The 24,059-nt window shown below is 71.2% G+C and carries 20 protein-coding genes; 7 read left to right on the forward strand and 13 right to left on the reverse strand.

Features of this window, described 5'->3' with window-relative positions:
• Nucleotides 1-47: 47 nt before the first annotated feature.
• Entirely contained in the window at nucleotides 48-2,063 is a 2,016-nt protein-coding gene (locus Q4V64_RS22890) for a hypothetical protein (protein WP_303711173.1), read from the reverse strand.
• A 206-nt stretch (nucleotides 2,064-2,269) separates the two neighbouring features.
• A complete protein-coding gene (locus Q4V64_RS22895) occupies nucleotides 2,270-3,655 on the reverse strand; it encodes a transcriptional regulator (RefSeq protein ID WP_124441285.1) in 1,386 nt (461 codons plus the stop codon).
• A gap of 553 nt (nucleotides 3,656-4,208) precedes the next feature.
• Between Q4V64_RS22895 and Q4V64_RS22900 the strand changes: the two genes are divergently transcribed.
• Genes Q4V64_RS22900 through Q4V64_RS22910 form a run of 3 tightly spaced genes read left to right on the forward strand, consistent with a single transcriptional unit; the run spans nucleotide 4,209 to nucleotide 7,298 of the window.
• A complete protein-coding gene (locus Q4V64_RS22900; RefSeq protein WP_124441284.1) occupies nucleotides 4,209-4,871 on the forward strand; it encodes a bifunctional DNA primase/polymerase in 663 nt (220 codons plus the stop codon).
• A gap of 34 nt (nucleotides 4,872-4,905) precedes the next feature.
• Nucleotides 4,906-5,700: an ABC transporter ATP-binding protein gene (locus Q4V64_RS22905; protein ID WP_124441283.1), complete on the forward strand. Its 795-nt coding sequence runs from the start codon at nucleotides 4,906-4,908 to the stop codon at nucleotides 5,698-5,700.
• Nucleotides 5,697-7,298: a transporter gene (locus tag Q4V64_RS22910; protein WP_253267067.1), complete on the forward strand. Its 1,602-nt coding sequence runs from the start codon at nucleotides 5,697-5,699 to the stop codon at nucleotides 7,296-7,298. The genes Q4V64_RS22905 and Q4V64_RS22910 overlap by 4 nt, the downstream gene beginning before the upstream one ends.
• 43 nt (nucleotides 7,299-7,341) lie before the next feature.
• Here the strand turns inward: Q4V64_RS22910 and Q4V64_RS22915 are convergent, their stop codons facing one another.
• On the reverse strand, nucleotides 7,342-8,235 hold the full coding sequence (locus Q4V64_RS22915) for an alpha/beta hydrolase (RefSeq protein WP_124441282.1): 894 nt from the start codon (nucleotides 8,233-8,235) through the stop codon (nucleotides 7,342-7,344).
• Between the two features lie 592 nt (nucleotides 8,236-8,827).
• Nucleotides 8,828-9,520, reverse strand: coding sequence for a metal-dependent transcriptional regulator (locus Q4V64_RS22920; protein ID WP_124441281.1), 693 nt, complete (start codon nucleotides 9,518-9,520; stop codon nucleotides 8,828-8,830).
• 329 nt (nucleotides 9,521-9,849) lie between these two features.
• Here Q4V64_RS22920 and Q4V64_RS22925 point away from each other — a divergent pair, with 329 nt between their 5' ends.
• Entirely contained in the window at nucleotides 9,850-10,605 is a 756-nt protein-coding gene (locus tag Q4V64_RS22925; protein ID WP_124441280.1) for an SIS domain-containing protein, read from the forward strand.
• A gap of 38 nt (nucleotides 10,606-10,643) precedes the next feature.
• On the opposite strand, the gene Q4V64_RS22930 is transcribed toward Q4V64_RS22925, so the two are convergent.
• The 3 genes from Q4V64_RS22930 to Q4V64_RS22940 form a co-directional block, all read right to left on the reverse strand.
• Nucleotides 10,644-12,065: a PAS domain-containing protein gene (locus tag Q4V64_RS22930; protein WP_124441279.1), complete on the reverse strand. Its 1,422-nt coding sequence runs from the start codon at nucleotides 12,063-12,065 to the stop codon at nucleotides 10,644-10,646.
• A gap of 148 nt (nucleotides 12,066-12,213) precedes the next feature.
• Complete coding sequence (locus Q4V64_RS22935; protein WP_253267073.1) at nucleotides 12,214-12,639, reverse strand: GNAT family N-acetyltransferase; 426 nt, start codon at nucleotides 12,637-12,639, stop codon at nucleotides 12,214-12,216.
• A 67-nt stretch (nucleotides 12,640-12,706) separates the two neighbouring features.
• On the reverse strand, nucleotides 12,707-13,117 hold the full coding sequence (locus Q4V64_RS22940) for a RidA family protein (RefSeq protein ID WP_124441334.1): 411 nt from the start codon (nucleotides 13,115-13,117) through the stop codon (nucleotides 12,707-12,709).
• 435 nt (nucleotides 13,118-13,552) lie between these two features.
• On the opposite strand from Q4V64_RS22940, the gene iscB reads away from it, so the two are divergent.
• Both iscB and Q4V64_RS22950 read left to right on the forward strand, forming a co-directional pair.
• Nucleotides 13,553-14,551 carry an RNA-guided endonuclease IscB gene (gene iscB, locus Q4V64_RS22945; protein ID WP_124441277.1) on the forward strand — a complete coding sequence of 333 codons (999 nt, stop codon included), beginning with the start codon at nucleotides 13,553-13,555 and terminating at the stop codon, nucleotides 14,549-14,551.
• A gap of 353 nt (nucleotides 14,552-14,904) precedes the next feature.
• Nucleotides 14,905-15,795 (forward strand): GNAT family N-acetyltransferase, encoded by an 891-nt coding sequence (locus tag Q4V64_RS22950; RefSeq protein ID WP_253267066.1) that lies wholly within the window; start codon nucleotides 14,905-14,907, stop codon nucleotides 15,793-15,795.
• Nucleotides 15,796-15,835: 40 nt separating this feature from the next.
• Here Q4V64_RS22950 and pdxH read toward each other — a convergent pair whose 3' ends face one another.
• Nucleotides 15,836-16,465 (reverse strand): pyridoxamine 5'-phosphate oxidase, encoded by a 630-nt coding sequence (gene pdxH / locus Q4V64_RS22955; RefSeq protein WP_172629287.1) that lies wholly within the window; start codon nucleotides 16,463-16,465, stop codon nucleotides 15,836-15,838.
• 340 nt (nucleotides 16,466-16,805) lie between these two features.
• On the opposite strand from pdxH, the gene Q4V64_RS22960 reads away from it, so the two are divergent.
• Nucleotides 16,806-17,915, forward strand: a complete 1,110-nt coding sequence (locus Q4V64_RS22960) for a citrate synthase 2 (RefSeq protein WP_124441275.1) — start codon at nucleotides 16,806-16,808, stop codon at nucleotides 17,913-17,915.
• 79 nt (nucleotides 17,916-17,994) lie between these two features.
• On the opposite strand, the gene Q4V64_RS22965 is transcribed toward Q4V64_RS22960, so the two are convergent.
• Genes Q4V64_RS22965 through Q4V64_RS22985 form a run of 5 tightly spaced genes read right to left on the reverse strand, consistent with a single transcriptional unit; the run spans nucleotide 17,995 to nucleotide 24,056 of the window.
• Complete coding sequence (locus Q4V64_RS22965; protein WP_253267065.1) at nucleotides 17,995-18,657, reverse strand: TetR/AcrR family transcriptional regulator; 663 nt, start codon at nucleotides 18,655-18,657, stop codon at nucleotides 17,995-17,997.
• Nucleotides 18,645-19,391, reverse strand: coding sequence for an enoyl-CoA hydratase family protein (locus tag Q4V64_RS22970; RefSeq protein ID WP_253267064.1), 747 nt, complete (start codon nucleotides 19,389-19,391; stop codon nucleotides 18,645-18,647). Before Q4V64_RS22970 ends, Q4V64_RS22965 begins: the two co-directional genes overlap by 13 nt.
• Nucleotides 19,388-20,956, reverse strand: a complete 1,569-nt coding sequence (locus Q4V64_RS22975) for a 4-coumarate--CoA ligase family protein (RefSeq protein WP_124441274.1) — start codon at nucleotides 20,954-20,956, stop codon at nucleotides 19,388-19,390. The genes Q4V64_RS22970 and Q4V64_RS22975 overlap by 4 nt, the downstream gene beginning before the upstream one ends.
• A gap of 50 nt (nucleotides 20,957-21,006) precedes the next feature.
• Nucleotides 21,007-22,155 carry an acyl-CoA dehydrogenase family protein gene (locus Q4V64_RS22980; RefSeq protein WP_124441273.1) on the reverse strand — a complete coding sequence of 383 codons (1,149 nt, stop codon included), beginning with the start codon at nucleotides 22,153-22,155 and terminating at the stop codon, nucleotides 21,007-21,009.
• Nucleotides 22,156-22,211: 56 nt separating this feature from the next.
• Nucleotides 22,212-24,056 (reverse strand): biotin carboxylase N-terminal domain-containing protein, encoded by a 1,845-nt coding sequence (locus Q4V64_RS22985; RefSeq protein ID WP_124441272.1) that lies wholly within the window; start codon nucleotides 24,054-24,056, stop codon nucleotides 22,212-22,214.
• Nucleotides 24,057-24,059 lie beyond the last annotated feature (3 nt).

A 24,059-nucleotide genomic window follows, 5' to 3' on the forward strand; every position in this document is an offset into this window, starting at 1 on the left:
CCGGGCGGCTCCGGCCCCTCTCCGGTCAGGCCCGGTTCAGGTCCCGGTCAGAGCTGGACCGGCTGGCGCTGGGTCAGGCCGTACGTCTTCGCGATCTCGTTCCACAGCCGGGCCGCCTTGACCTTCTCGGTGCTGGCCGTGCCGCTCGCCCGGTTGCCTGCCAGGGTCTGCCCGGTCACGCGGGCCTGGCCCTTCTTGCAGCCCTTCTTGCCGGCCGCCTGGTCGGCCCAGGCCGCGTAGTGGTTGTCGGCCGACGCGGACGCCTTCCACGCCTTGGTGAGGGCGTCGGTCAGCGCGGCGTGGTTGGGCAGCTTGTCGACCGAGAGGGCCGACAGGCTGGTCACCAGGCCGTTGCGCTGCTGGGCGGCATCGCGCAGGTCCTTGGCCGCCTGGCCGAGGTTCTTGCAGGACTTCACGGCGGCCACCGCGTTGATCACCGAGGTCCGGCTGTCCCCGCTGTCCGCGAGCAGCTTGTCCAGGGCGACGGCCTGCTGCTTCGCCGGGTCGGCGGACGGCGAGGCCGAGCCGTCGGTCGCCGGGGCGGTGGCGGAGACGGTCTGGTTCTTGCCGTCGCCCTTGTCGTCGCCCCCGCCCGCGAGCAGCGCACCCGCGCCGATACCGAGGACGGCGATACCGATGCCGACGGCGGCGATGAGGGGCACGCGCGATCCGGTACGACGGCCTCGGCCCCCGTCGCCGTGCCCATGAGCCTGCGGCGGGCCGGCGTACGGCGGCTGCGCGTACGGCGGTTGGTGGGGCTGCGCGTACGGCGGTTGGGCGCCGGGCGTGGCCCCGGGCTGCTGGAGGCGCGGCAGTTGCTGGGTGGCGGCCGGGCCGCCCGGCTCGCTGCGGAAGAGGTTGTCGAACTCGGCCGGCGTCTGCCGGTCCCCGCCGTATGCCGCTCCGGCGGGCTGCTGCCCGGGCACGGGCGGTATGTACTGCGTGGCCTCGGCGTCGGGGCCGGTGGCGGGCGGCAACGGGCCGGGGGACGGCATGGGGCCGGGGCCGGCGGCGGGCTGAGGTGCCGCTCCGGGCTGAGGGCCCGGTCCGCCGCGGGGGCCGCCTCGTGGCGCACGGCCGAGGAACTGGGTCGACTCGGAGGGCGATTCCGCGGGCGATTCGGCGTTCACCTCGGGCGGCAGCGCTCCGGGTCCCACCGGCGGGAGGTACTGCGTCGCTCCCTCGTCGGCGGAGGCGGAGGGGGCGGCGGTGGGGGCGGCGGTGGGGGCGGCGGTGGGGGCGACCGGCGGTATGTACTGGGTGGCGCCCTCGTCGGCGGGCGGCAGAGGGGCGGAGCCGGGCACGCTGTGTCTGGGCGCCGGGAGGAAGCCGTTCGAGTCACCGGGGGCCGCGGGCGGCAGGGGAGCCCCGCCTGCGTGAGAGCCGTAGCCTCCGGCGGACGGCACCGGCCCAGCGTCCTGCGCCACGGGCGGCAGAGGGGCCCCGCCGTCGGAAGCGCCGTACCCACCGGCACCACCGTGCCCTGCGGGCGGAGAGGAGCCGTAGCCACCGTCACCCTGGCCATCATGCCCTGCGGGCGGCATGGAGCCGTAACCACCGGCGCCCGAGCCGTCATGTCCCGCAGGCGGCAGCGAGCCGTCGCCGCCGACCGGGCCGTAGGCCCCGCCGCCCGGCGCCGCAGGGCCGTACCCGTCGGTGCGGCCGTACCCGTCGGTGCCGTACGTCGATCCCTGTGGCCCCTCCTGGGGTATGCCACCCTGCGTTTCCGGCGTGCCCCAGGCGGGAGGGGGGGTCGGTTCGGCGGAGTTCCACGGCTGGGCGGGCTGGGTCGACCAGCCCTGGCCCGGTGGCGGGGCCGGGGTCTGGTGCTGGTCGGGGCCCCACGGGGTGCCCCAGGACTGGCCGCCGGGCGGCGCCGAGGCCGGGCCGGATGGCGGACCGGACGGGGCGCCGGGCGCCGGAGTGTTGTGCCCGCCGGCCGGTCGGCCGCCGTATCCGCCCGTCATACCCGGCAGCAGGGGTTCCCCGCCGTCGGAGGGCAGCACGATGCCTTCGCGCGCCTCGCGCGGCGGGGGCTCCTCGCCCTGTCCACTCTGCGTCACCGGGACTCCTACTAATGGGGGACCTTCGGAATCGTCGGCTCACGCTACCGGGTCCCCAGAGCCCGGTGCCACGCGGTCAAGGACCTGACCTGCGTCGCTGTGACCGCCGTAACAGATCACGGCGGCCTCGGTGACAAAGCGGTGACAGAACCGGGCCCCGATCCGCTGTATATGGCCCCCTTTCGCACCGCTGTATATGGCCCCTTTCACGCCGCCGCTTGCAGCTCCATCCGCGCGCCGAACTCCCTTACCACCGGCTCGTCCCGGAAGGGATCCAGCCGCTGCTGGAAGTCGTCCAGGTACTCGGCGCCCCGGTTGGACCGCAGGGTCTCGAGGAGCTCGACCGCCTTCAGCCCCGTATTGCAGGCCTGTTCCACCTCCCGCTGCTGCACCTGCGCGGTGGCGAGCAGCACGTAGCCGATGGCCCTACGGCGCGCCCGCGACTCGGGGTGCCCGGCCAGGGACTCCCGCGCGCACCGCGCCGCCGCCTCGGCCTGCCCCAGGTCCCGGTGGCAGTGCGCCAACTCGTCGGCCAGGTAGGCCTCGTCGAAGTGCGCGATCCACGCCGGGTCGTCCCCGGAGTCCGGGTCCGCCTGCTCCAGGGCGTTCACCGCGCGCGCGGACGCCACCTGGGCGGCTCGCGCGTCGCCCATCAGCGCGTGCCCGCGCGCCTCCGCCGCGTGGAACATGGACTCCGCGCGCGGTGTCACGCGCCCTCGCGCCCCCTCCTGCGCCGCCCGCGCCAACTGCGCGATCTCGCGCGGGTTTCCGAGCTGGGCGGCGAGGTGGCTCATGGAGGCGGCGAGGACGTACCCGCCGTAGCCGCGGTCGCCCGCCGCCTGGGCGAGCCGCAGTGCCTGGATGTAGTAGCGCTGGGCGAGGCCGGGCTGGCCGGTGTCGACGGCCATGTAGCCGGCGAGTTCGGTCAGCCGGGCCACCGCGGCGAAGAGGTCACGGCCGACCGCCTCGCGGTAGGAGCCCGCCAGCAGTCCGGAGACGACGCTGTTGAGGTAGTGCACGACGACCGGGCGCACATGCCCGCTGCCGTACTGGTGGTCCAGGTCGACCAGCGCCTGGGTCATCGCGCGTACGGCCGCCACGTCGGACTGCCCCACCCGCGGCCCGCCCGAGCGCGCCACCTGCGAGTCGGGCGAGGAGATCAGCCAGTCGCGGCTGGGCTCGACGAGCGCCGAGGCGGCGACGGAGGAACCGGACAGGAAGTCCCGGCGGCCCACGTCACTGCGCCACAGCTCGCACACCTGCTCGATGGCGCCCAGGACCGTAGGCGAGAACTGCAGGCCGACGCCCGAGGCGAGGTTCTTGCCGTTGGCCATGCCGATCTCGTCGATCGTGACCGTACGGCCGAGTTTGCGGCCGAGCGCCTCGGCGATGATCGCCGGGGCGCGTCCGCGTGGCTGTTGCCCGCGCAACCAGCGCGCCACGGACGTCTTGTCGTACCGCAGATCGAGACCGTGCTCGGCGCCGCACATGTTGACCCGGCGGGCCAGCCCTGCGTTCGAGCAGCCCGCTTCCTGGATGAGCGCCTGCAGCCGTTCGTTCGGCTGCCGCGCGACGAGAGGCCTTGCGGCCATGGCATAACCCCCTGTGGCTGCGGTGCCTGCCCACGCACCGAGTTGATGTGTCTTCCACGGCCCCACCCCTCGCCTGCCGAGCGAAAGGATCCGGCCGTGAAGATCAATGCCCCGTCCAGACAGCGAAAATGCGAGGCTTGCGAGGATTGCCGGGGTTACGGCTGATGCCGACCCCACTCCTGGCTACCCAGCTCGTGCCGCGGTTCCTCCTGCGCGCCCCCACACATGCACCCATGCGCCCCAAATGGGGAATCAATGCTCCTCCCCCGCGCGCGTAGGTCCTGTCGCCGGACTGGCTTCGTCCGCCCGGAGGGCGGGCCTCGCGGCGGCGATGGGGGTGCCCCCGCGCGAGCTCGGTTCGAGCGTGGGGGAGCGTGCGATCGCAAGGCGCCGAAAGGCCCTAGTAGCGGAGCTACTAGGGCCTTTCGGCAACGCGGCTGGGGGTCCCCCCGCGCGAGCGCAGCCGAGCGTGGGGGAGTGCGTGCCAGCGCCGCGAGGCAGAAGTCAGTCCGGCGACAGGGCCTGGCCGTAACCCGAGGTGGGCGCGGGAGTTGTGTTCAGCGTGGAAGAGACGATCGCGGGCACCGAAGCCGCTCAGATTCCGAAGCAGCGCGGGGAATCGCTGCTGGACGCAGCCGTACGCTACGCCGAGGAGCGCCACTGGGACGTCTTCCCCGGCACCTGGCTGGAAGCCGTCGACGGGGCGCAGCGCTGCTCGTGCGGCGATGCCGCGTGCGCCGCACCCGGCGCTCATGCGGCGGGCGGCGACTGGGAGACGCAGGCCACAGGCAGTGCGACCGTCGCGCGCCGGATGTGGCAGAAGCAGCCGACGGCGTCGATCCTGCTGCCCACCGGGCGTACGTTCGACGCGATCTCCGTCGCGGAGACGGCCGGGTTTCTGGCGCTCGCGCGCATGGAGCGGATGGAGTTGACGCTGGGGCCGGTGACGCTGACGCCGGACCGTCGGATGCAGTTCTTCGTGTTGCCGGGGGCTTCGGTGAAGGTCCCGGATCTGGTGCGCAAGCTGGGCTGGTCGCCGTCGTCTCTCGATCTGGTCGCGCTCGGGGAGGGCGAGTACGTCGCGGCGCCTCCCACGCGGTACGGATCCTCGGGTGCCGTGCAGTGGGCCTGCCGTCCTACGCCGGCGAACCGGTGGCTGCCGGACGCGGAGGAGTTGATCTCGCCGCTCGCCTACGCGTGCGGGCGGGATCGGTAACCTCAGGCAATCTCCCGGCCCGTAGGGTTCACCCATGACGTCGGGAGCAGTGGTGGGTGCAGCCGCCGTACGTGTGCGAGGGCTCTGGAAGCGGTTCGGGCAGCAGGTCGCCGTCGCCGGGATCGATCTGGAGTTGCCCGCGGGGAAGTTCATCGGGCTCGTCGGGCCGAACGGGGCCGGGAAGACCACCACGCTGTCGATGGTGACCGGGCTGCTGCGGCCCGATCAGGGGAGCGTCGAGGTCGTCGGGCACGACGTGTGGCGGGATCCGGTGGAGGTGAAGGCCCGGATCGGGGTGCTGCCCGAGGGGCTCAGGCTGTTCGAGCGGCTGTCCGGGCGCGAACTCCTCGCCTACTCGGGGCGATTGCGCGGGCTGCCCGGTGCCGAGGTCGACAAGCGGGCCACGCAGCTGCTGGACGTCCTCGACCTGTCCGGCGCCCAGCACAAGCTCGTCGTCGACTACTCGACCGGCATGCGCAAGAAGATCGGGCTCGCCACCGCACTCCTCCACAACCCCGAAGTGCTGTTCCTCGACGAGCCGTTCGAGGGCGTCGACCCGGTGTCCGCGCAGATCATTCGGGGTGTGCTCGAGCGGTACACGGCGTCCGGCGCCACCGTCGTCTTCTCCTCCCATGTGATGGAGCTCGTCGAGTCCCTGTGCGACTGGGTGGCCGTCATGGCCGTCGGCCGCATCCGCGCCCACGGCCCCCTCGCGCAAGTGCGCGGCGAGGCGCCCTCGTTGCAGCGGGCCTTCCTCGAACTCGTCGGCGCGGACAGCCGCGACACCGGCTCCCACCTCGACTGGCTGGGCGGCGGGGCGGCCCGGTGAGCACCACGACGGCATCCATCACCCCGGTCGTCGTACGGCTGAAGCTGTCGCTGCTGCACAATGGCCTACGGCAGTCCAGCGGGCGGCGGGCCGCGTACATCGGGTCGGCCGTCGCCGTGCTGCTCTCCTCCGCCCTGCTGTTGATCCTGCTGATCGCGCTCCGCGGCCACGATCACGCCGCGTCCGTGGTCGTGCCGCTGGTGGCGGTGCTGGCGGTCGGCTGGGCGGTGATGCCGCTGTTCTTCCCCGGCGGCGACGAGACCCTCGACCCCACCCGTCTGGTGATGCTGCCCCTGCGGCCCCGCCCGCTGGTGCGGGCGCTGCTCGCGGCCTCGCTGGTCGGCATCGGGCCGCTGTTCACCCTGTGCGTGCTGGCCGGATCGGTGGTCTCCGTCGCGCACGGGGGTGTGGCGTACGTCGTCGGCGTCGTCGGTGGCGCCCTCGCGCTGCTGGTCTGCGTGGCCCTCGCGCGGACCGTCGCCGCCGCCAACATCCGGCTGCTGACCAGCCGCAAGGGCCGTGATCTGGCGGTGCTGAGCGGGCTGTTCGTCGCGATCGGGGCGCAGGTGGTGAACTTCGGTGCGCAACGGCTGAGTTCGGGCGGGCTGGGCCAGCTCGACGCGCCGGCCGAGGTGCTGAAGTGGGTGCCGCCCGCGTCGGCGATCGGGGCGGCGGACTCCGCGAGCCAGGGGTCGTACGGCGTCGCCGTCCTCCAGCTCGCTCTGTCCGCCCTCGCGCTGGTGGCGCTGCTGGCCCTGTGGTCGCGGCATCTGACCCGGCTGATGACCTCGCCTGACGGATCGACCCTCCAGGCCATCGACGCGAGGGCCACCCGGGAGCGGACCTCGACGGGCCTGTCCCGGCTGCTGCCCGGCGGCCGTACCGGCACGGTCATGGAGCGCAGCCTGCGCTATGTGTGGCGCGACCCCAAGACCAAGGCGGCCTGGGTGACGTCCCTCGCCATCGGCCTGATCGTGCCGCTGTTCAACGCCGTGCAGGGCACCGGCTCCCTCTACTTCGCCTGTTTCGCCGCCGGGATGCTCGGCGTGCAGATGTACAACCAGTTCGGGCAGGACACCTCCGCGTTCTGGATCGTCGCGATGACGATCTCCTCCACCCGGGACGCGTACGTCGAGCTGCGGGCGCGGGCGCTGGCACTGCTGGTGATCACGCTGCCGTACGCCACGCTCGTGACCGTCCTGACGACGGCGCTGCTCGGCGACTGGCCGAAGCTGCCCGAGGTGCTCGGGCTGTCCTTCGCGCTGCTCGGCGCGTTGCTGGCGACCGGCGCGTGGACGTCCGCCCGCTTCCCGTACTCCATCCCGCAGGAGGGCCACAAGAACGTCGCTCCCGGGCAGTCCGGGCTCGCCTTCATGGCGATCCTCGGCGGGATGGTCGGGGGCGCCCTGCTGTGCGCCCCCGTCATCGCGGCGACGATCTGGGTGAACGTGAGTGAGGGCGGCGACGAGTGGAGCTGGCTGCTGCTGCCGGTCGGTGCGGTCTACGGGACGGCGATCGCGGTGGCGGGGCTGCGGATGGCGGCGCCGCGGACGGCACGGCAGTTGCCGGAGATTCTGCTGGCGGTCAGCAAGGGGTGAGCCCCCGTGCCGGGGGCGCGCGCCGTGTACAAGACGCGGAGCGTCAGCCCTGGAGGTCCGTGAGGAGGCCGTCGAGGAAGGGCTCGATGGCGCCCCGCCAGGCCTCCGGCTGGTCGTAGTGCACGAGGTGGCCGGCGTCGGCGACCTCCGCGTACTGGCCGCGGGGCAGTACGCGGACCATCTCCTGGGCCTCCGCACGGCCGAGCTCGCCGTCGAGGCCGCGGACGACCAGGGCGGGGCACTGGACCTGGGTGAGCTCCTCCCAGTGCGCGTCGTACACCCACGTCTCGCGGGACTCCAGCATCTGCTCCGGCTCGAAGACCGGGCGCCAGCCGTCGGGGGACTCCTGCATGACCTCGGCGTAGAACTCGCCGCGGGCCGGGTTCGGGCGCTCCACCCAGGGGTCGTCCTCGCCGAACCACTTGCGGACGTCGGCGAGCGTGGCGAAGGGGACGGGCCAGGCCTTGAACCAGTTCTCCCACTCGCGCTGGGAGGCCGCGCCGAGCGCGGAGGCCCGCATGTCGCAGATGATCAGCCCGCGAACCAGGTCGGGGCGCTTGGCGGCGAGTTGCCAGGCGGTCAGGGCGCCCATGGCGTGGCCGATGAGGACGGCGGGGGTGAGGCCGAGCTGTTCCAGGACGGCTTCGGCGTCCTCGACGTAGGCCTCGCGGGTGAAGGCGGCCCGTGGGGGCTTCTCGCTCTGGCCGTGGCCGCGCTGGTCGAGTGCTACGGCGCGATGCCGCCCGGAGAGCCAGCGGGCGGTGGAGGCCCAGTGCGAGGCGCGGCCCATCAGGCCGTGCAGTAACAGCACGCCGGGCGTCGGCTCGGTTTCCGCGAGACCCTGGTCCGGCGCCGGGTCGGTCTTGGGAGGGTCGCCGAACTCCCAGGCCGCGAGGCGTACGCCGCACGCCCCGGTCACGTCGATGCGTCGCGCCATAGGTCCTGGCACCCCCCTAAGCTCCGCTCGGACCGCTCGTTCCGCTCGAGGCGGCCGGTCCTGTGAATCACGTCCTGTGAACCGCGTCCTGCCTGCCGTGTCTGCCGAACCCGCTGTGTGAGCCAGCGCACGTAGCCCGCGACTCGTCACCCGCAGAGTATCGAATGCGCATTCGAAGACGACGTCTCCGCGAGCAACACCCCTCGTTCGAGTGACCCCGCTCAAGGAATGATCGCCGTCGCCGAGGGGAGATCTTCAGCGGGAGGCGGACCGGTCGGGGAAACCGGTCCGAGGGGAATGACCCTGAGAGCTCGGGGCTCCGGGTCAGCACAGGGGAGGACAGGCCCCGGCGCCACACAGGCGCCGGGGCCCTCTCCGTCTCTACGGCACATCTTCCCGCCCCCTCCCCGGCCGGACGGCATCACTGCCACGCCCCGGCCAAGAGCCCCTCAGGTCATATGCCTCACGCGACAGCGTCGCACGGGAAACGTCCCGGCGCTGCGATTCGGCACAGTGAATCTTGGATTCGACGAGAACAAGGGGGCGCCGCAACTGCCCCACACGTCCCGGGAGTTGACGACTGCGGCGCCTCTCAGCGCTTGGCCACGAACACGTGCGAGGCGATGTCCGCCTCCAGCTCGGCCGCCTCGCCGCCGCTGCCCACGAGCACCCCGCCCGCCGACTCCGTCACGCTCACCACCGAGCCGGGCTGCACGCCCGCACGACGCAGCGTGTACATCAGCTGCGCGTCCGTCTGGATCGGCTCGCCGATCCGGCGCACGACGACCGTCTTGCCCTCCAGACCCGGGTCGAGGTCGGCGAGCGACACCATCCCCGCGTCCAGGAACGGGTCCGCGCCGTCCTTCTCGCCCAGCTCCTCCAGGCCCGGGATCGGGTTGCCGTACGGCGACTCGGTCGGGTGGCGCAGCAGCTCCAGCACGCGGCGCTCCACGGCCTCGCTCATCACGTGTTCCCAGCGACACGCCTCCGCGTGCACCTGCTCCCACTCCAGACCGATCACGTCGACGAGCAGGCACTCCGCGAGCCGGTGCTTGCGCATCACGCGCGTGGCCAGCCGACGGCCCTCGTCCGTCAGCTCCAGGTGGCGGTCGCTGGCGACGGACACCAAGCCGTCGCGCTCCATCCGCGCCACCGTCTGGCTGACCGTCGGCCCGCTCTGGTCGAGCCGCTCGGCGATCCGGGCGCGCATGGGGACCACACCTTCCTCCTCCAGCTCCAGAATGGTGCGGAGGTACATCTCCGTGGTGTCGATCAGTCCGGACATACGTGCCCCTTGATGAGATTGCCCGAAGCACGACAGCTTCGCGGCGTGTGCGCTGGCCCTGACATCAATTCTGCCGGATACCACTGACAACCGTGCCGCGCCGGGGAAACCAAGACGTTACGGCGGGGCTGTCACAGCCGTATCGAATCCCATGGGCATTCTGTCCTATGGGCGTCCTGTCCCATGGGCGTCCTGTCCTATGGGCGTCCTGAATGACACCCCGATTGACATCCCACTGGTCCAGACCGCACGGTGATCTGCGACACGGACACCACCGCAGACACCACCCTGCCACGACGCAGACACCTGACGCTCCGAAAGGGCCCCGTATGAGCGACGGCAAGCTGTCCGGCCAGTTCTTCGACGCCGCGATCGGCCTGCTGCAACGGGTCCGCGACGAGGAGGCGGAGGCCATCGAGGCGGCCGGCACCCTCCTCGCCGACACCGTCGCCTCCGGCGGCCGCCTCTTCGCCTTCGGCGCCGGACACTCCTCGCTCGCCGCGCAGGACGTCGTCTACCGCGCGGGCGGCCTCGCCCTGATGAACCTGCTCGCCGTCCCGGGCGTCGTCGGCGTCGACGTGATGCCCGCGACCCTCGGCTCGGCCCTCGAGCGTGTCGACGGCCTCGCGAGCGCCGTCCTTGACTCCTCGCCGGTCCGCACGGGCGACACCCTCGTGATCATCTCCCTCTCGGGGCGCAACGCGCTGCCCGTGGAGATGGCCATGAAGGCGCGCTCCCTGGGTGCGAAGGTGATCGGCGTGACGTCGGTGGCGTACGCCACGGAGACGACGTCACGGCACGTCTCCGGCACCTACCTCAAGGACCACTGCGACATCGTCCTCGACTCGAAGATCGCGATCGGCGACGCGGAACTCACCCTCGACACCATCCCCGCGCCCTTCGCCCCCGCCTCGACGGTCGTCACATCGGCGATCCTCCAGGCGGTCATGGCCACGGCGGCCGGCACCCTGGCCGACCGGGGCATCGAGCCGCCGCTGCTGCGGTCGGGGAACGTGGACGGGGGCCACGAGTGGAACCGGAGGGTGATGGAGCAGTACGGGGACCGGATCTTCTACCTGCGCTGAGCCGCAAGGCCCCCTGTCACGGAACCCCCCCAAGGCCCCTACTCCCGGCCCATCACCTCGGCCAGATCCAGCGCGGACGCGATCCGAACCGCCACATCCTCCGCGTACACCGCGTCCCCGCGCTCGAACGGACTCCGCCCGGCCCCCCGCAGAAACGTCACGACACCCAACGTCCGCCCCCGACTCCGCAACACCGCACACAACGCGTGCACCGCGTCCGCCGGCCACTGCCGCGCCAGCGCCCACTCCCGCGCCTCCGCCGCCGGCACCGACCCCACGCTCGCCCGCACCGGCCCGATCCGGTCCACGCACTGCAACGCCGGATGCCCCTCCGCGTACCGCACGGGCAACCCTGCCTGCCCGGTGATCAGACTCGGCCCCGGCGCCCCGGAGGGCGTCGCCGCCACCCGCACCAGCCGCACCGGACCCGCCTCCGCCCCGTCCGCCACCGAACCACCCGCCACCCGGTCGATCAGCGCATGGTCGGCGAACCCGGCCAGCGCGAAGTCCAAGTGAACGGTGGCCGCCTCCCCCGGGTCCTCGCACTCCGCGGCCGCCCGCGCCGCCCGGTGCAACTGATTCGTACGGAACCGCAGCAGCGACCCCTCCTGCTCGCCCTGCTTGGCCTCCGTCACGTCCTGGAACAACCAGCCGACACCCAGCGGCACCGGCTCCTCCGCGAGCGGCGAGGCCAGCCGTACGAACCCACACCGCCAGCAACGCCGCTTCTCACCGTCCGGCGTCCGCACACTCACCCAGATCTCCGCCGGAGCGGGCGGCGCGCCCTCCGCCAGCACGTGCGTCAGCGCGCTCTCCAGCTCCTCCACACCCTGCGCGAGCAACTCCCCGAGAGGCCGCCCCAGCACCGACGTACGCCCGATCCCCAACGCCCGCGCCGCATGCGCGTTCACCACGGCGGGCCGCAGATCGGCGTCGACGAGCACCACACCCCAGCTCGCATCCTCGAACAGCGCCTCGCTCAAGGCGATCGACCGCTCCAGGTCGATCTGCGCGTGCACCTCGCTGAACGCGCAGTACACCCCCGCCGGCTTCCCGTCGGGCCCGCGCACGGCCGCCGACTGCGTCCGTACGAGCACCCGCCCGCCGTCCTTCGTCAGCAACGCGAACTCGTCCACCTGCCGCCCCGGGGCGTGCATCGCCGACATCAGCCGCCCCTCGACCTCCTCGGCATCCGCACTGCGCACGGCCCACCCCGCGAACCCCTGCCGCCCCACGGCCTCCGCCGCGGTCCAGCCCAGGATCCGCTCGGCCTCGCGGTTCCAGTGCGTCACCACCCCGTCCGCGTCGAAGGCGCACAAGGCGGCGTCCATCCCGTCCAGCAGCGCGGCCAGCAGATCGGACCCGCCCGAGCCCTCCGAACCGCCCGAACCCTCCGGACCGTCCCGCCCAGGCTCCGGCCCGAGCTCGTCCGTGATCCCACTACGCCGGGAAGCACTCACCTGGACCCCCTGCCAAGCTGCGTCCGCACATACAGCGCGTCGGTACGCTCACTAGCAATCATCTAACTGGAACGTGACGCAGCACACACCGAGTTCCCACAAGATTGAAGCAATCGTTGTCCGCCGGAAACGCGACGCCGCCTCCAGCCTAGGCCGCGGACGGCTCCAGCCGCAGGTCAAGCCACAGATCGCTCTCGCCATCCAGCACATACCGCTCGATCTCGACAAAGCCGCGCCTCTCGGCGAACCGGACGCCCTCCACATTGGCGGCCAACACACAGGTCTCGACCACCCGGGCGCCGAGCACGCGCGCGTGCGCGAGCCCGTTCTCGTACAGCGCCGTGCCGAATCCGCGCCCGCGGTACTCGGGCAGCACACGAGCGATCACCGTCGCCGTGGTGCCCTCCGTCCCTGCCTCCGCCTCTGGCGGCCGGACGGTCGAGCAGCCGACGAGGACGTCACCGAGATACGCGTTCTCCAGCAGGTAGCGCGCACTGCGCTGCCGTACGTCTTCCAGATCCATCGCGGCGGGCGGAACGATCACGTTGTGCACGTGCCGCCACTGCTCGAGCATCACGTCACCCTTCACCGGCTCGATCCGTAGATCCCGAAGATCCGGATGGTCCGGATGGTCCGGATGGTCAGACACGATCGCCGCTCCCCCTCCGCGCATACACCTCGATCTCGAACCGCATACGAGGATCCGCCAGCCCGCAGACCATCATCGTCGCCGCCGGCCGCACCTCCCCGAACACCCGCCGCAACACCGGCCAGCACGGCTCGAAGTCCTCCCGCTCGGGCAGCAGATACCGCACCCGCACGACATCCGCGAACGAACACCCCGCCTCCGCCAACGCCGCCCCGACGTTACGCAGACACTGCTCGGCCTGTTCGACGACATCGTCCGAGATCGTCATCGTCGCGTAGTCGTACCCGGTGGTCCCCGACACGTGCACCCAGTCCCCGTCGACCACGGCACGGGCGTACCCGATCTGGTCCTCGAAGGTGGACCCGCTGAGAATCGCCCGCCGGACCTCACTCGTCTCAGTCATGTCAGTCATGTCAGTCATGTCAGTCATGTCAGTCATGCGCGGAACGCTAGGTGAACGGCACACACACGTCTAATGCACATCGCACCAGCAGCAAGATCGGCTGCGCGTTCGACGAATTGGATCCTTTCGCACGAATGAGCGCCATAGGTGGATTCAGCCGTTCGCCCGCAGCTTGATCGCTAGCGTTTTCGGTACCCGGACGTGCGAGGTCAGTCGCTCCCCGACCGCAAGGTTGCCGGCTGACCAGCCCCAGTCATCGAGATCTGAAGATCAAGGAGGTGCCCTAGATGACTACGTTTCCCGCAGGCGAGCAGACCCACGAGGCTGTGCTTCCTCAGCAGCCTGCTCTGGAATCCGTGGGAGCAGACACCCCTGGGAGAAGGGACGAAACGGCTCAGGGACACCCCGCCATCGGGCGGGGCACCGGCAGGGAACATGGGCGAGGGGAGACCGACGGGCACGGCACCGAGGCCCGTCGGCGTCACGCCAAGCACGTTGCCACGGCAGCGGAGGCGGCAGAGAACGGGGGCGGTGACGCTTCCACGCACAATCCGGCGTACGCGGGCGGTGTCGGCGCAAGCAGGGTCTTCGTCCTCTCCAAGGACGGGAAGCCACTCTGGAACCGGCCTCGCCCTCACCGACGATAAGAAGGAAGTCGACGGGCAAGGAGTTGTGATCACCGTCAGGCGGGGGTTGGTCTCGGTTGAACTCCAGCACCGCGGTGAACAGATCCGCCTGTGCATGCGGCAGCGCGCGGGCTACCGGCACAGGCGCCGCTCCGCCAACCGCCGCTACCGAGCACCCCGTCCGGACAACCGGCCCCGTCCAGCAGGATGGCTACCGCCCTCCCTACGCCACCGTGTCGATACCGCCTACTCCTTGGCGTCTCGCCTCTGCCGCTACGCACCGGTCACTGAAATTCATGTGGAACACGTTGCCTTCGACGTCCACTCCATGAGTACGGGCAGGCCCTTCGCCGGGGTGGAGTACCAGCGAGGAACTCTGGCCGGGATCGAATCCCGCGCCTACCTCCACGCCAAGTGGAACAGCGCCTGCGCTTACTGCGACGCCACGGGCGTGCCCTTGAACGTCGAGCACCTCAGACCCCGCAGCCGAGGGGGCTCAAATCGCATTTCCAACCTCGTCCTAGCCTGCGTCCCCTGCAACAAGGCCAAGGACAACATGCCCGTCGAGGTCTTCCTCGCCGACCGCCCCGCCCGCCTCGCCCGCCTCGCCCGCCTCGCGAAGATCCTCCGGCAAGCCAGGACACCGCTCAACGACGCTACCGCGATGAACGCGACCCTCTGGCAGCTTGTAAAGGCGCTGGGGACCCTCGGCAGACCAGTGCATCCCTGGTCGGGTGCGCGCACAATGTGGAACCGCGAGGCCATGGGGCTCGACAAGACGCACACGATGGCCTTCCGGTCCGAATGAGCTCCGTCAACATCTCGGAAAACTGGTTGCTCCGGACCCTGCAGCTTCTTAGTGTGACTATCACTTCGGAAGGGAGGTGGTTCGGCAGATGAATTCATACCGGACGGAAGAGGTGGCTGCGGGCTAGCGGCCCTTCGCCCCACACAGTGCGGTGCCGGACCAGCGTGTACGAGATACACGCAGCCGGCCGAATCCAACGCAGTCACCCGACCCGCGAGCTCGCCGGTACGTCCGGCCGGCTCCCCCGCCGTCAGGCGGAGGGACCCGAGCTCGCGGGTCGTCTGCGTTCGCGTTCGCCTGCGGCGTCGGAAAACCGAATGCGCCCCGGCCTGGCTGATCCTTACGCTGAAGTGATGGACTCTGTGCAGGTCAGGCCGATGCGAGAGGACGATCTCCCTTCGGCGGAGCGGGCTTCGGCGGTGACGTTCTCCGAGGCGGAGCGAACCACCAGACGGGTCAGCGATCCGGAACCCGAGCCGCGGTCGGCGGCTGACTCGAAGCGGTGGATCGACCGGATGCGCTTCTTCCTGAGCGTTGACCCGGGAGGGTGCTGGGTCGCGGTCGGTGAGGATGCGGGCGTCGAGAGAGCGGTGGGGTTCGCCATCTCGCAGAATCGCGCGGGTCTGTGGTTCCTCGCCACCTATGGAGTGCTGCCCGGCTATCAGGGACAGGGCGTCGGGAAGCGACTGCTGGACGCCGCCCTCGCCCACGCCGGCGGGCGACCGGGCATCTTCTCGTCCAGCGTCCACCCCGGTGCCACACGTCGGTATCGGATGGCGGACTTCTCGCTCCACCCGCAGATGCGGATGGTCGGCACCGTGGACCGGTCCACGCTCCCCGTCATCGACGGCCTCGGGGAGGGCCGGGCAGACGACTTCGAGTGGATGGACCAGCTGGACCAGGACCTGCGTGTCGCGGGCCACGGCCCGGACCACGGATACATGCTCGGCACGCTGCGGCTGGTCGTATGCCGGGACAGAGCGAGGCCGGGATACGCCTACCTCGACGACCAGGGACAAGCGTCACTGCTGGCCGCCGCGCACCCGGAGACCGCGCAGAAACTGTTGTGGGAAGCCCTGGCCTCGGCACAGGGGACAACCTTGGTCAACTGCATCACGGCCCCCAACGCGTGGGCGATCGATGTCGGGCTGGCCGCACGTCTCGACATCGGCCAGGAAGGCTACATCGCCGTCCGGGGCATGCCTGTTCCGGCGCCCTACCTCGCCAGCGGGCACTTTCTCTGACCTGCCCCCGAGCGAGGCCACCCGGGTGAGGCTCGTCGGCTCACGGACTGAGCCGCTCCACCCGCCAGTTCCCGTCCGTCTCCGCCACGTACCGCAACCGGTCGTGCAGCCGGTTCTCGCGGCCCTGCCAGAACTCCACCGCCTGGGGGGCCACCCGGAAGCCGCCCCAGTGCGGCGGGACCGGGACCTGTTCGCCCTCCGGGTAGCGGGCGGTCAGCTCGGCGTACGAGGCGTCCAGGTCCGCGCGCGAGGCGATCACCGAGGACTGGGTGCTGGCCCAGGCGCCGAGCTGGGAGCCGTGCGGGCGGGTGCGGAAGTAGGCGGCGGTCTCGTCCCGGCCGGTGCGGCGGGCGACGCCCGTGACGATGACCTGGCGGGCCATCGGGTGCCAGGGGAAGAGCAGGGAGACGTACGGGTTCTCGGCGAGGTCGCGGGCCTTGCGGGAGTCGTAGTTGGTGTAGAAGACGAAGCCCTGCTCGTCGAAGTGCTTCAGGAGCACCGTGCGGGAGCTGGGCCGACCCTCGGCGTCGGCCGTGGAGACGATCATGGCGTTCGGCTCGAAGAGGTGGCCCTCCGTCGCGGCCTGCTTGAACCAGCGCGCGAACTGCTGGACAGGGGTCGCGGCCAGGTCGGTCTCGGCGAAGCCCTCGGCCCGGTACTGCTTGCGCATCGACGCGGGGTCGGGGGCGGTGGGGTCCAGGGAGGGGTCGAGAGAGGGATCGAGGGCGGCGTCTCGGTCGGTCACGTCGTCATCTTGCCGTATGCCGGGCGCCGGAGTGGTCCGCGTCACGGTGGTGGCACTGAGTGCCGCGAGCCCTCCCCAAAGGTGGCACTCGGAGATATGGTGCTGGTGCCATTCCGGTTGGGTGACCGCCTGCCGCAGGGGGCATCACCGGGGTGACCGCCCAGGACCGCGAGTCTTCGACGTGGGCTTCGAACATGGGGGCTTCGGACGCGACCGTGGATCCGACTGGGTGCCATCTGTCGCACACATCACGAGGAGCCGCCTGATGTCCGACTTCGTACCCGGACTCGAAGGAGTCGTCGCGTTCGAGACGGAGATCGCCGAACCCGACAAGGAGGGCGGCGCACTTAGGTACCGGGGCGTCGACATCGAGGACCTGGTCGGTCACGTCTCGTTCGGCAACGTCTGGGGCCTGCTCGTCGACGGCGCCTTCAATCCCGGCCTGCCGCCCGCCGAGCCGTTCCCGATCCCCGTGCACTCCGGCGACATCCGCGTCGACGTGCAGTCGGCGCTCGCGATGCTGGCGCCGGTGTGGGGTCTGAAGCCCCTCCTCGACATCGATGCCGAGCAGGCCCGTGAGGACCTGGCGCGGGCCGCTGTCATGGCCCTGTCGTACGTCGCCCAGTCCGCGCGCGGGCAGGGGCGGCCCATGGTTCCGCAGCGGGAGATCGACAAGGCGCAGTCCGTCGTCGAGCGCTTCATGATCCGCTGGCGCGGCGAGCCGGACCCCAAGCATGTGGCGGCCGTCGACGCCTACTGGACGTCGGCCGCAGAGCACGGCATGAACGCCTCCACCTTCACGGCCCGCGTCATCGCGTCGACGGGTGCGGACGTCGCGGCCGCGCTCTCGGGTGCCGTAGGAGCCATGTCGGGCCCGCTGCACGGCGGCGCGCCCTCCCGCGTCCTCGGCATGATCGAGGAGATCGAGCGGACGGGCGACGCGGAGGCCTACGTCAAACAGGCCCTGGACAAGGGCGAACGCCTGATGGGCTTCGGCCACCGGGTGTACCGCGCCGAGGACCCGCGCGCGCGCGTGCTGCGCCGCACGGCCCGCGAACTCGGCGCGCCCCGCTTCGAGATCGCCGAGGCCCTGGAGAAGGCGGCCCTGGAGGAACTCCACAACCGCCGCCCGGACCGCGTCCTGGCGACGAACGTCGAGTTCTGGGCGGCCATCATGCTGGACTTCGCCGAGGTCCCGGCCCACATGTTCACGTCGATGTTCACCTGCGCCCGTACGGCGGGCTGGTCGGCGCACATCCTGGAGCAGAAGCGCACGGGCCGTCTCGTGCGCCCGTCCGCCCGCTATGTCGGTCCGGGCACGCGGGATCCCCGCGAGATCGAGGGCTACGAGGAGATCGCGGACGCCGGCCGCTAGCCGGGCCCGGGCCCGGCTGTCGGGGATGCGTCATGCGGGGCTGAGCGGTTCCGCGTGACGCGGCCCGGCGGCCGGCCCATCAGTCCAGTGCCTCGTCCAGCAGTGCCGCCCACTGGGCGATGACCCGTTCCCGGCGGCCCCGGTCGTCGGTGAGGAGGTTCGCAAGTCCCAGGCCCCGGGCCATGTCCAGCAGCCCCTGGACCGTTTCGCGGACGCCGGGGCGGGACTCGTCCGCGCCCAGGAGGTCGACCGCGATGCGGTGGGTCTCGCGGCCTACGCGGGCCTCCAGCTCCGTGACCTGGGGGCGTAGTTGGTCCTCGTTGGAGGCGGCGACCCAGAGGTGGAGGGCGGCCCGGAAGAGGGGGCCGGTGTAGAGGTCGACGAGGGCCGAGACGACCGCCCGGCGGTCGCCTGTCTCGCCCTGCGGGAACAGGGCGCGCAGGGCTGTCGAGCGTTCCTCCGCCACATACTCGACGGCCGCCGTGAAGAGGTCCTCGCGGGTGGGGAAGTGGTGCTGTGCGGCGCCTCTGGAGACGCCGGCGCGTTCGGCCACGACGGCGACCGTGGATCCCGCCCAGCCGTGTTCGGCGAGGCAGGCCACGGCGGCCTCCAGGAGGCGTTGTCGGGTGGCTCGGCTGCGGTCCTGTTTGGGGACACGGTCGTTGGTGACGCGGCCGTTGGTGACAGCGGCGCCCGTGTTCACCGCGTCCGTGTTCACCGCGCCCATGTTCATAGCACCCATGGGGGATCCCGTCGTTCCAGGAAGGCCGCCATGCCCTCGCGGGCTTCGGCGGAGGCGAAGAGACGGGACGAGACCGAGGTCAGGTACCCCGCGTCCTCGTCGAAGGCCTCCAGCACCTTGGTCGTGAGCAGGTGTTTCGTCTCGGCCAGGGCCCAGGGGGCGGCCCGGCGCAGGCCGTCCAGGATGGGGGCCAGGACCTCGTCGACGTCCGCGTTGTCGCCGGCCGTGGTGAGGAGGCCGATGCGGGCGGCCTCGGTGGCGTCGAAGGTCTCGCCGGTGAGGTAGTAGCGGGCGAGGGCGCGGGGGTCGACGCGGTGCTGGAGGGGGAGCGAGATCACTGCCGGGGCGACTCCGATGCGGACCTCGGTGAAGGCGAAGGTGGCGGTGTGGGAGGCGGCGGCGATGTCGCAGGCGCCGAGCAGGCCGAGGCCGCCCGCCCGTACGTGGCCGGTGACGCGGGCCACGACTGGCTTGCGCAGCTTGATGATCCGCCGTAGCAGGGCGACGAGGGCCTTGGGTTTGGGTGGGTCGCGCAGGTCGGCGCCCGCGCTGAAGGTGTTGCCGGTGTGGGTGAGGACGACGGCGCGTACGTGGCCGTCCTTGTCGCACTGTTTCAACGCGTCCGCCAGCTCGTGCACGAGTGCGGCCGACAGGGCGTTGCGGTTGTGCGGCGAGTCCAGGGTGAGGGTGGTGATGCCGCGTTCGTGGGTGGCGTGGGTCAGGGCGGCCGTCACGTGCGCTCCCTGAGTTGGCGGCGGAGGATCTTGCCGGAGGCGGCCCTGGGCACGCCGTCGATGAAGGTGACGTGGCGGACGCGCCTGTAGGGGGCGACGCGTTCGGCGACGTACATCATGACCTCTCCTTCGGAGAGGTCGGTGGCGGTGGGCCGGCGGACGACGTAGGCGTGGGGGATTTCGTTGCCGTCGTCGTTGTAGACGCCGATGACGGCGGCGTCGGCGATGCCGGGGTGGGTGAGGAGCAGGGCCTCGAGTTCGGCGGGGGCGACCTGGAAGCCCTTGTACTTGATGAGCTCCTTGACGCGGTCGACGACGAACAGCCAGCCGCCCTCGTCCACATGGCCCACGTCTCCGGTGTGCAGCCAGCCGTCCGGGTCGATCATCGCGGCGGTGGCGTCGGGGCGGCCGAGGTAGCCCTTCATGACCTGGGGGCCGCGGATGAGGATCTCGCCGGACTCGCCGGCGCCGAGGTCCTTGTCGGGGTCGTCGAGGGAGACGATGCGCATCTCGGTTCCGGCGATGAGCTTGCCGACGGTTCCGGGGGGCGCGTCGCGCATGGCGTCCACGGGGACGACGTGGGTGCCGGGGGACAGTTCCGTCATGCCGTAGGCCTGGCCGACCGGGGGCAGGCCGAGCCGCTGGGAGCAGGCGGCGGCGAGCCTGGCGTCGAGGGGGGCGGCGGCGCTGATGATGTAGTTCAGGGACGACAGGTCGTACTGCGCGACCACGGGGTGCTTGGCGAGGGCCAGGACGATCGGCGGGGCCACGTACAGGCCGGTGATGCGGTGGTTCTCGATGGTCGCGAGGAACGTCTCCAGGTCGAAGCGTGGGAGGACCACGACGGTGGCGCCCAGCCTGAGGGGCGCGTTCATGAGCGCGGTCAGGCCGTAGATGTGGAAGAACGGCAGGACGGCGAGGATGCGGTCGCCGGGGCCGGCCGGCATGACGGGTTCGAGCTGCGCGAGGTTGGTGGCGATCTGCCGGTGGGTGAGCATCACGCCCTTGGGGGTGCCGGTGGTGCCGGAGGAGTACGGCAGGGCGGCCACGTCTTCCACGGGGTCGATGGGGACGTGTGGTTCGGGCGCGGCGGAGGCCAGCATCTCGATGAGGGAGCGGTGTCCGGGGGCGCTGTCGCAGACGAAGATCTCCTCGACCCCGCCGGCGAGTTCGGCGGCCCTGCGTGCCGTCTCCAGCAGCGGCGAGACGGTGACGATCCAGCGGACGGCGGAGTCGGTGAGCTGCTTGGCGAACTCCTCGGGTGTGGCCAGCGGGTGCACGGTCGTGACGGAGGCCCCCGCGCGCGTGGCGGCGTAGAACGCGGTCGGGAAGGCGATGGTGTTGGGGCTGTGCAGGGCCAGGACGTCGCCCTTGCGGACGCCTGCCTCGACGAGGGCGGCGGCTGTCCGCCGGTGGAAGCGGTCGAGCTGTTCGTACGTGAGGGTGGTGCCGTCGGTGCCGTCGATCAGGGCGGGTGCGTCACCGAACTCGGCCGCCCGGCCGAGAACCGCTTCGTGGATGGGGAGTTCGATGGCTTTGACGTCTGCGTACTCGCTGCGGAACATGGTTCCTCCTCGCGCGACACGATGCCGATCGGTAGCCGTCAGTAGCCGGGTCAGTACGACTTCGGCAGGCCGAGCGTCTGGTGGGAGACGTAGTTGAGAATCATCTCCCGGCTCACCGGTGCGATACGAGCCACGCGCGCGGCCGTTATCAACGAGGCGAGCCCGAACTCGCGGGTGAGGCCGTTCCCGCCGAGGGTGTGCACGGCCTGGTCGACGGCCTTCACGCAGGCCTCGCCGGCCGCGTACTTGGCCATGTTGGCGGCCTCCCCGGCGCCCGTATCGTCGCCGGAGTCGTACAGGTAGGCGGCCTTCTGCATCATCAGGCGGGCGAGTTCGAGGTCGATGTGCGCCTGGGCGAGGGGGTGGGCGATGGCCTGGTGGGCGCCGATGGGGGCGTTCCAGACGGTGCGGTCGCGGGCGTAATCGACGGCTCGGGAGAGCGCGTAGCGGCCCATGCCGATCGCGAAGGCGGCCGTCATGATGCGTTCGGGGTTGAGGCCGGCGAAGAGTTGCAGGAGGCCTGCGTCTTCGTCTCCTACGAGGGCGTCGGCGGGGAGCCGTACGTCGTCGAGGGTCAGCTCGAACTGCTGCTCCACGGTGTGGAGCTCCATCTCGATCCGGCGCCGCGTGAAACCTTCGGCGTCGCGCGGGACGATGAACAGGCTGGGCTTGAGGCGGCCGGTGCGGCCCTCTTTATCGGACACAGTTTCTGTACGGCCGACTATGAGGGTTGCGTCCGCTACGTCGACGCCGGAGATGAAGACTTTGCGGCCGGTGAGGAGCCAGTCGGCTCCGTCGCGGCGGGCCGTGGTGGTGATGCGGTGGCTGTTGGAGCCGGCGTCCGGTTCGGTGATGCCGAAGGCCATGGTGGCGGTGCCATCCGCCAGCGCGGGCAGCCAGCGGTGCTTCTGGGCGTCGGTACCGAAGCGGGCGATCACCGTGCCGCAGATGGCGGGGGACACGACCATCATCAGGAGGGGGCAGCCTGCGGCGCCGAGTTCTTCGAGGACGATGGAGAGTTCGGCTATACCGCCACCTCCGCCGCCGTGTTCCTCCGGGAGGTTGACGCCGAGGTAGCCGAGTTTGGCTGCCTCGGACCAGAGTGCTTCTCGGTTGTAGTTGCGGCCGTGGCGTTTGCCGAGGGCGGCTACGGCTTCTCGTAGGGCCTTGTGTTCTTCGGATTCGGTGGTGGGGGGCATGGGGCTCCTTCCCGGGTGCGGGTTGTGTGGGGCTGGTCGCGCAGTTCCCCGCGCCCCTAAGAGGTTGGCTGTACTACCGCCAGCAGCAAGCCTGGCTCCACCTGTTGGCCAGGTACGGCGTGGAGGGCCGTGAGCGTGCCCGTGAGGGGTGCTGTGATCTTGTGTTCCATCTTCATCGCCTCCAGCCAGAGGAGGGGCTCTCCGGCCTGCACCCCGGCCCCTACGGCCACTCCCTCGGCGATCCGTACGACCGTGCCCGGCATGGGTGCCACCAAGGAGCCCGGCGCCAGTTGTGCTGTCGGGTCGGGGAAGCGAGGCAGGGCGGTGAGGGTGGTGGTGTTGACGTGGATCTGGTCGCCGTACCGCGCCACCTCGAACTTCCTTCGTACGCCGTCCACTTCGAGTACGACGAGACGCGCGTCGGCGTGCACGACCCGGACGCCGTCCGCTTCCAGGCCCGCGCGCGTGTGCCGGTAGTGGACCTCGTGTTCCTCGCCGGCCATGGTGTAGCGCTTGGTCTGCGGCTGGGAGGGGACGTTGCGCCAGCCGCCGAAGCGGGAGCGGCCGTGGGCGTCGGCGAGGGCGGCGGCCAGGGGAGCGTGGGGGTCGGGGGCGGCTTCGGTGAGGTCGGCCAGGTGGCGGTCGTAGAAGCCGGTGTCCATGCGGGCGGTGGTGAACTCCTTGTGCCGCAGGGAGCGGATGAGGAGGTCGCGGTTGGTGGTGGGGCCGTGGATCGCCGCTCGTTCCAGGGCGCCGGCGAGTTTGCGGATGGCCTCCGCGCGCGTGGGGGCGTGGGCGACGGCCTTGGCGAGCATGGGGTCGTAGTGGATGCCGATCGGGTCGCCGTCCTCGTAGCCGGTGTCCAGGCGGACGTCTTCCGGGACGGCCAGGCGGTGCAGGGTTCCGGTCTGCGGGGACCAGTCGCTCGCCGGGTCCTCGGCGTAGAGGCGGGCCTCGACGGCGTGGCCACGCGCGTGTGGGGGGTCGTTTTCGAGGGGGTGGCCTTCGGCGACGCGGACTTGGAGGGCCACCAGGTCGAGGTCGAAGACGGCTTCGGTGACGGGGTGTTCGACCTGGAGGCGGGTGTTCATCTCCAGGAAGTGCGCCTTGCCGTCGGCGACGAGGAACTCGACCGTGCCGGCGCCGACGTAGTCGACGGCGCGGGCGGCGCGTACGGCCAGCTCGTGCAGCTCCCGCGTGAGGCTTTCGGGCAGGCCCGGTGCCGGGGCCTCCTCGATGACCTTCTGGTGGCGTCGCTGGAGGGAGCAGTCGCGGGTGCCGAGGGTCCACACCGTGCCGTGTGTGTCGGCGAGGATCTGTACCTCGACGTGGCGGCCGTCCTCGATGTAGGGCTCGACGAAGACCTCGCCGTTCCCGAAGGCGCTCGCCGCCTCGGCGCGTGCCCCCTCCAGTGCGCCGTCCAGCTCGTCGAGCCGGCGGACGATCCGCATCCCGCGCCCGCCGCCGCCCGCCGCCGCCTTCACCAGCACCGGCAGGTCGGCCTCGGTGACCTCCCGCAGGGGTTCCAGGCCCATCAGTTGCTTGGCGCGCGTCTTGGACGCCATCGCCTCGATCGCCTCCGGGGGCGGGCCGATCCACACCAGGCCGGCGTCGAGGACGGCGCGGGCGAAGTCGGCGTTCTCGGAGAGGAAGCCGTAGCCGGGGTGCACGGCGTCGGCTCCGGCGGCGACGGCCGCCTTCACGATCAGGTCGCCGCGCAGGTACGTGTCGGCGGGCGCCGAGCCCGGCAGCCGTACCGTCGCGTCCGCCACGCGCGCGTGGAGGGCGTTCTCGTCGGCGTCCGAGTGCACGGCGACCGTCCGGATTCCCAACTCACGGCAGGTGCGGAAGACACGGCAGGCGATCTCGCCTCGGTTGGCGACGAGAAGGGTCGAAATCATGGG

The sequence above is a fragment of the Streptomyces sp. NL15-2K genome, from assembly GCF_030551255.1.
In the GTDB taxonomy this organism is placed as follows: Bacteria; Actinomycetota; Actinomycetes; order Streptomycetales; family Streptomycetaceae; genus Streptomyces.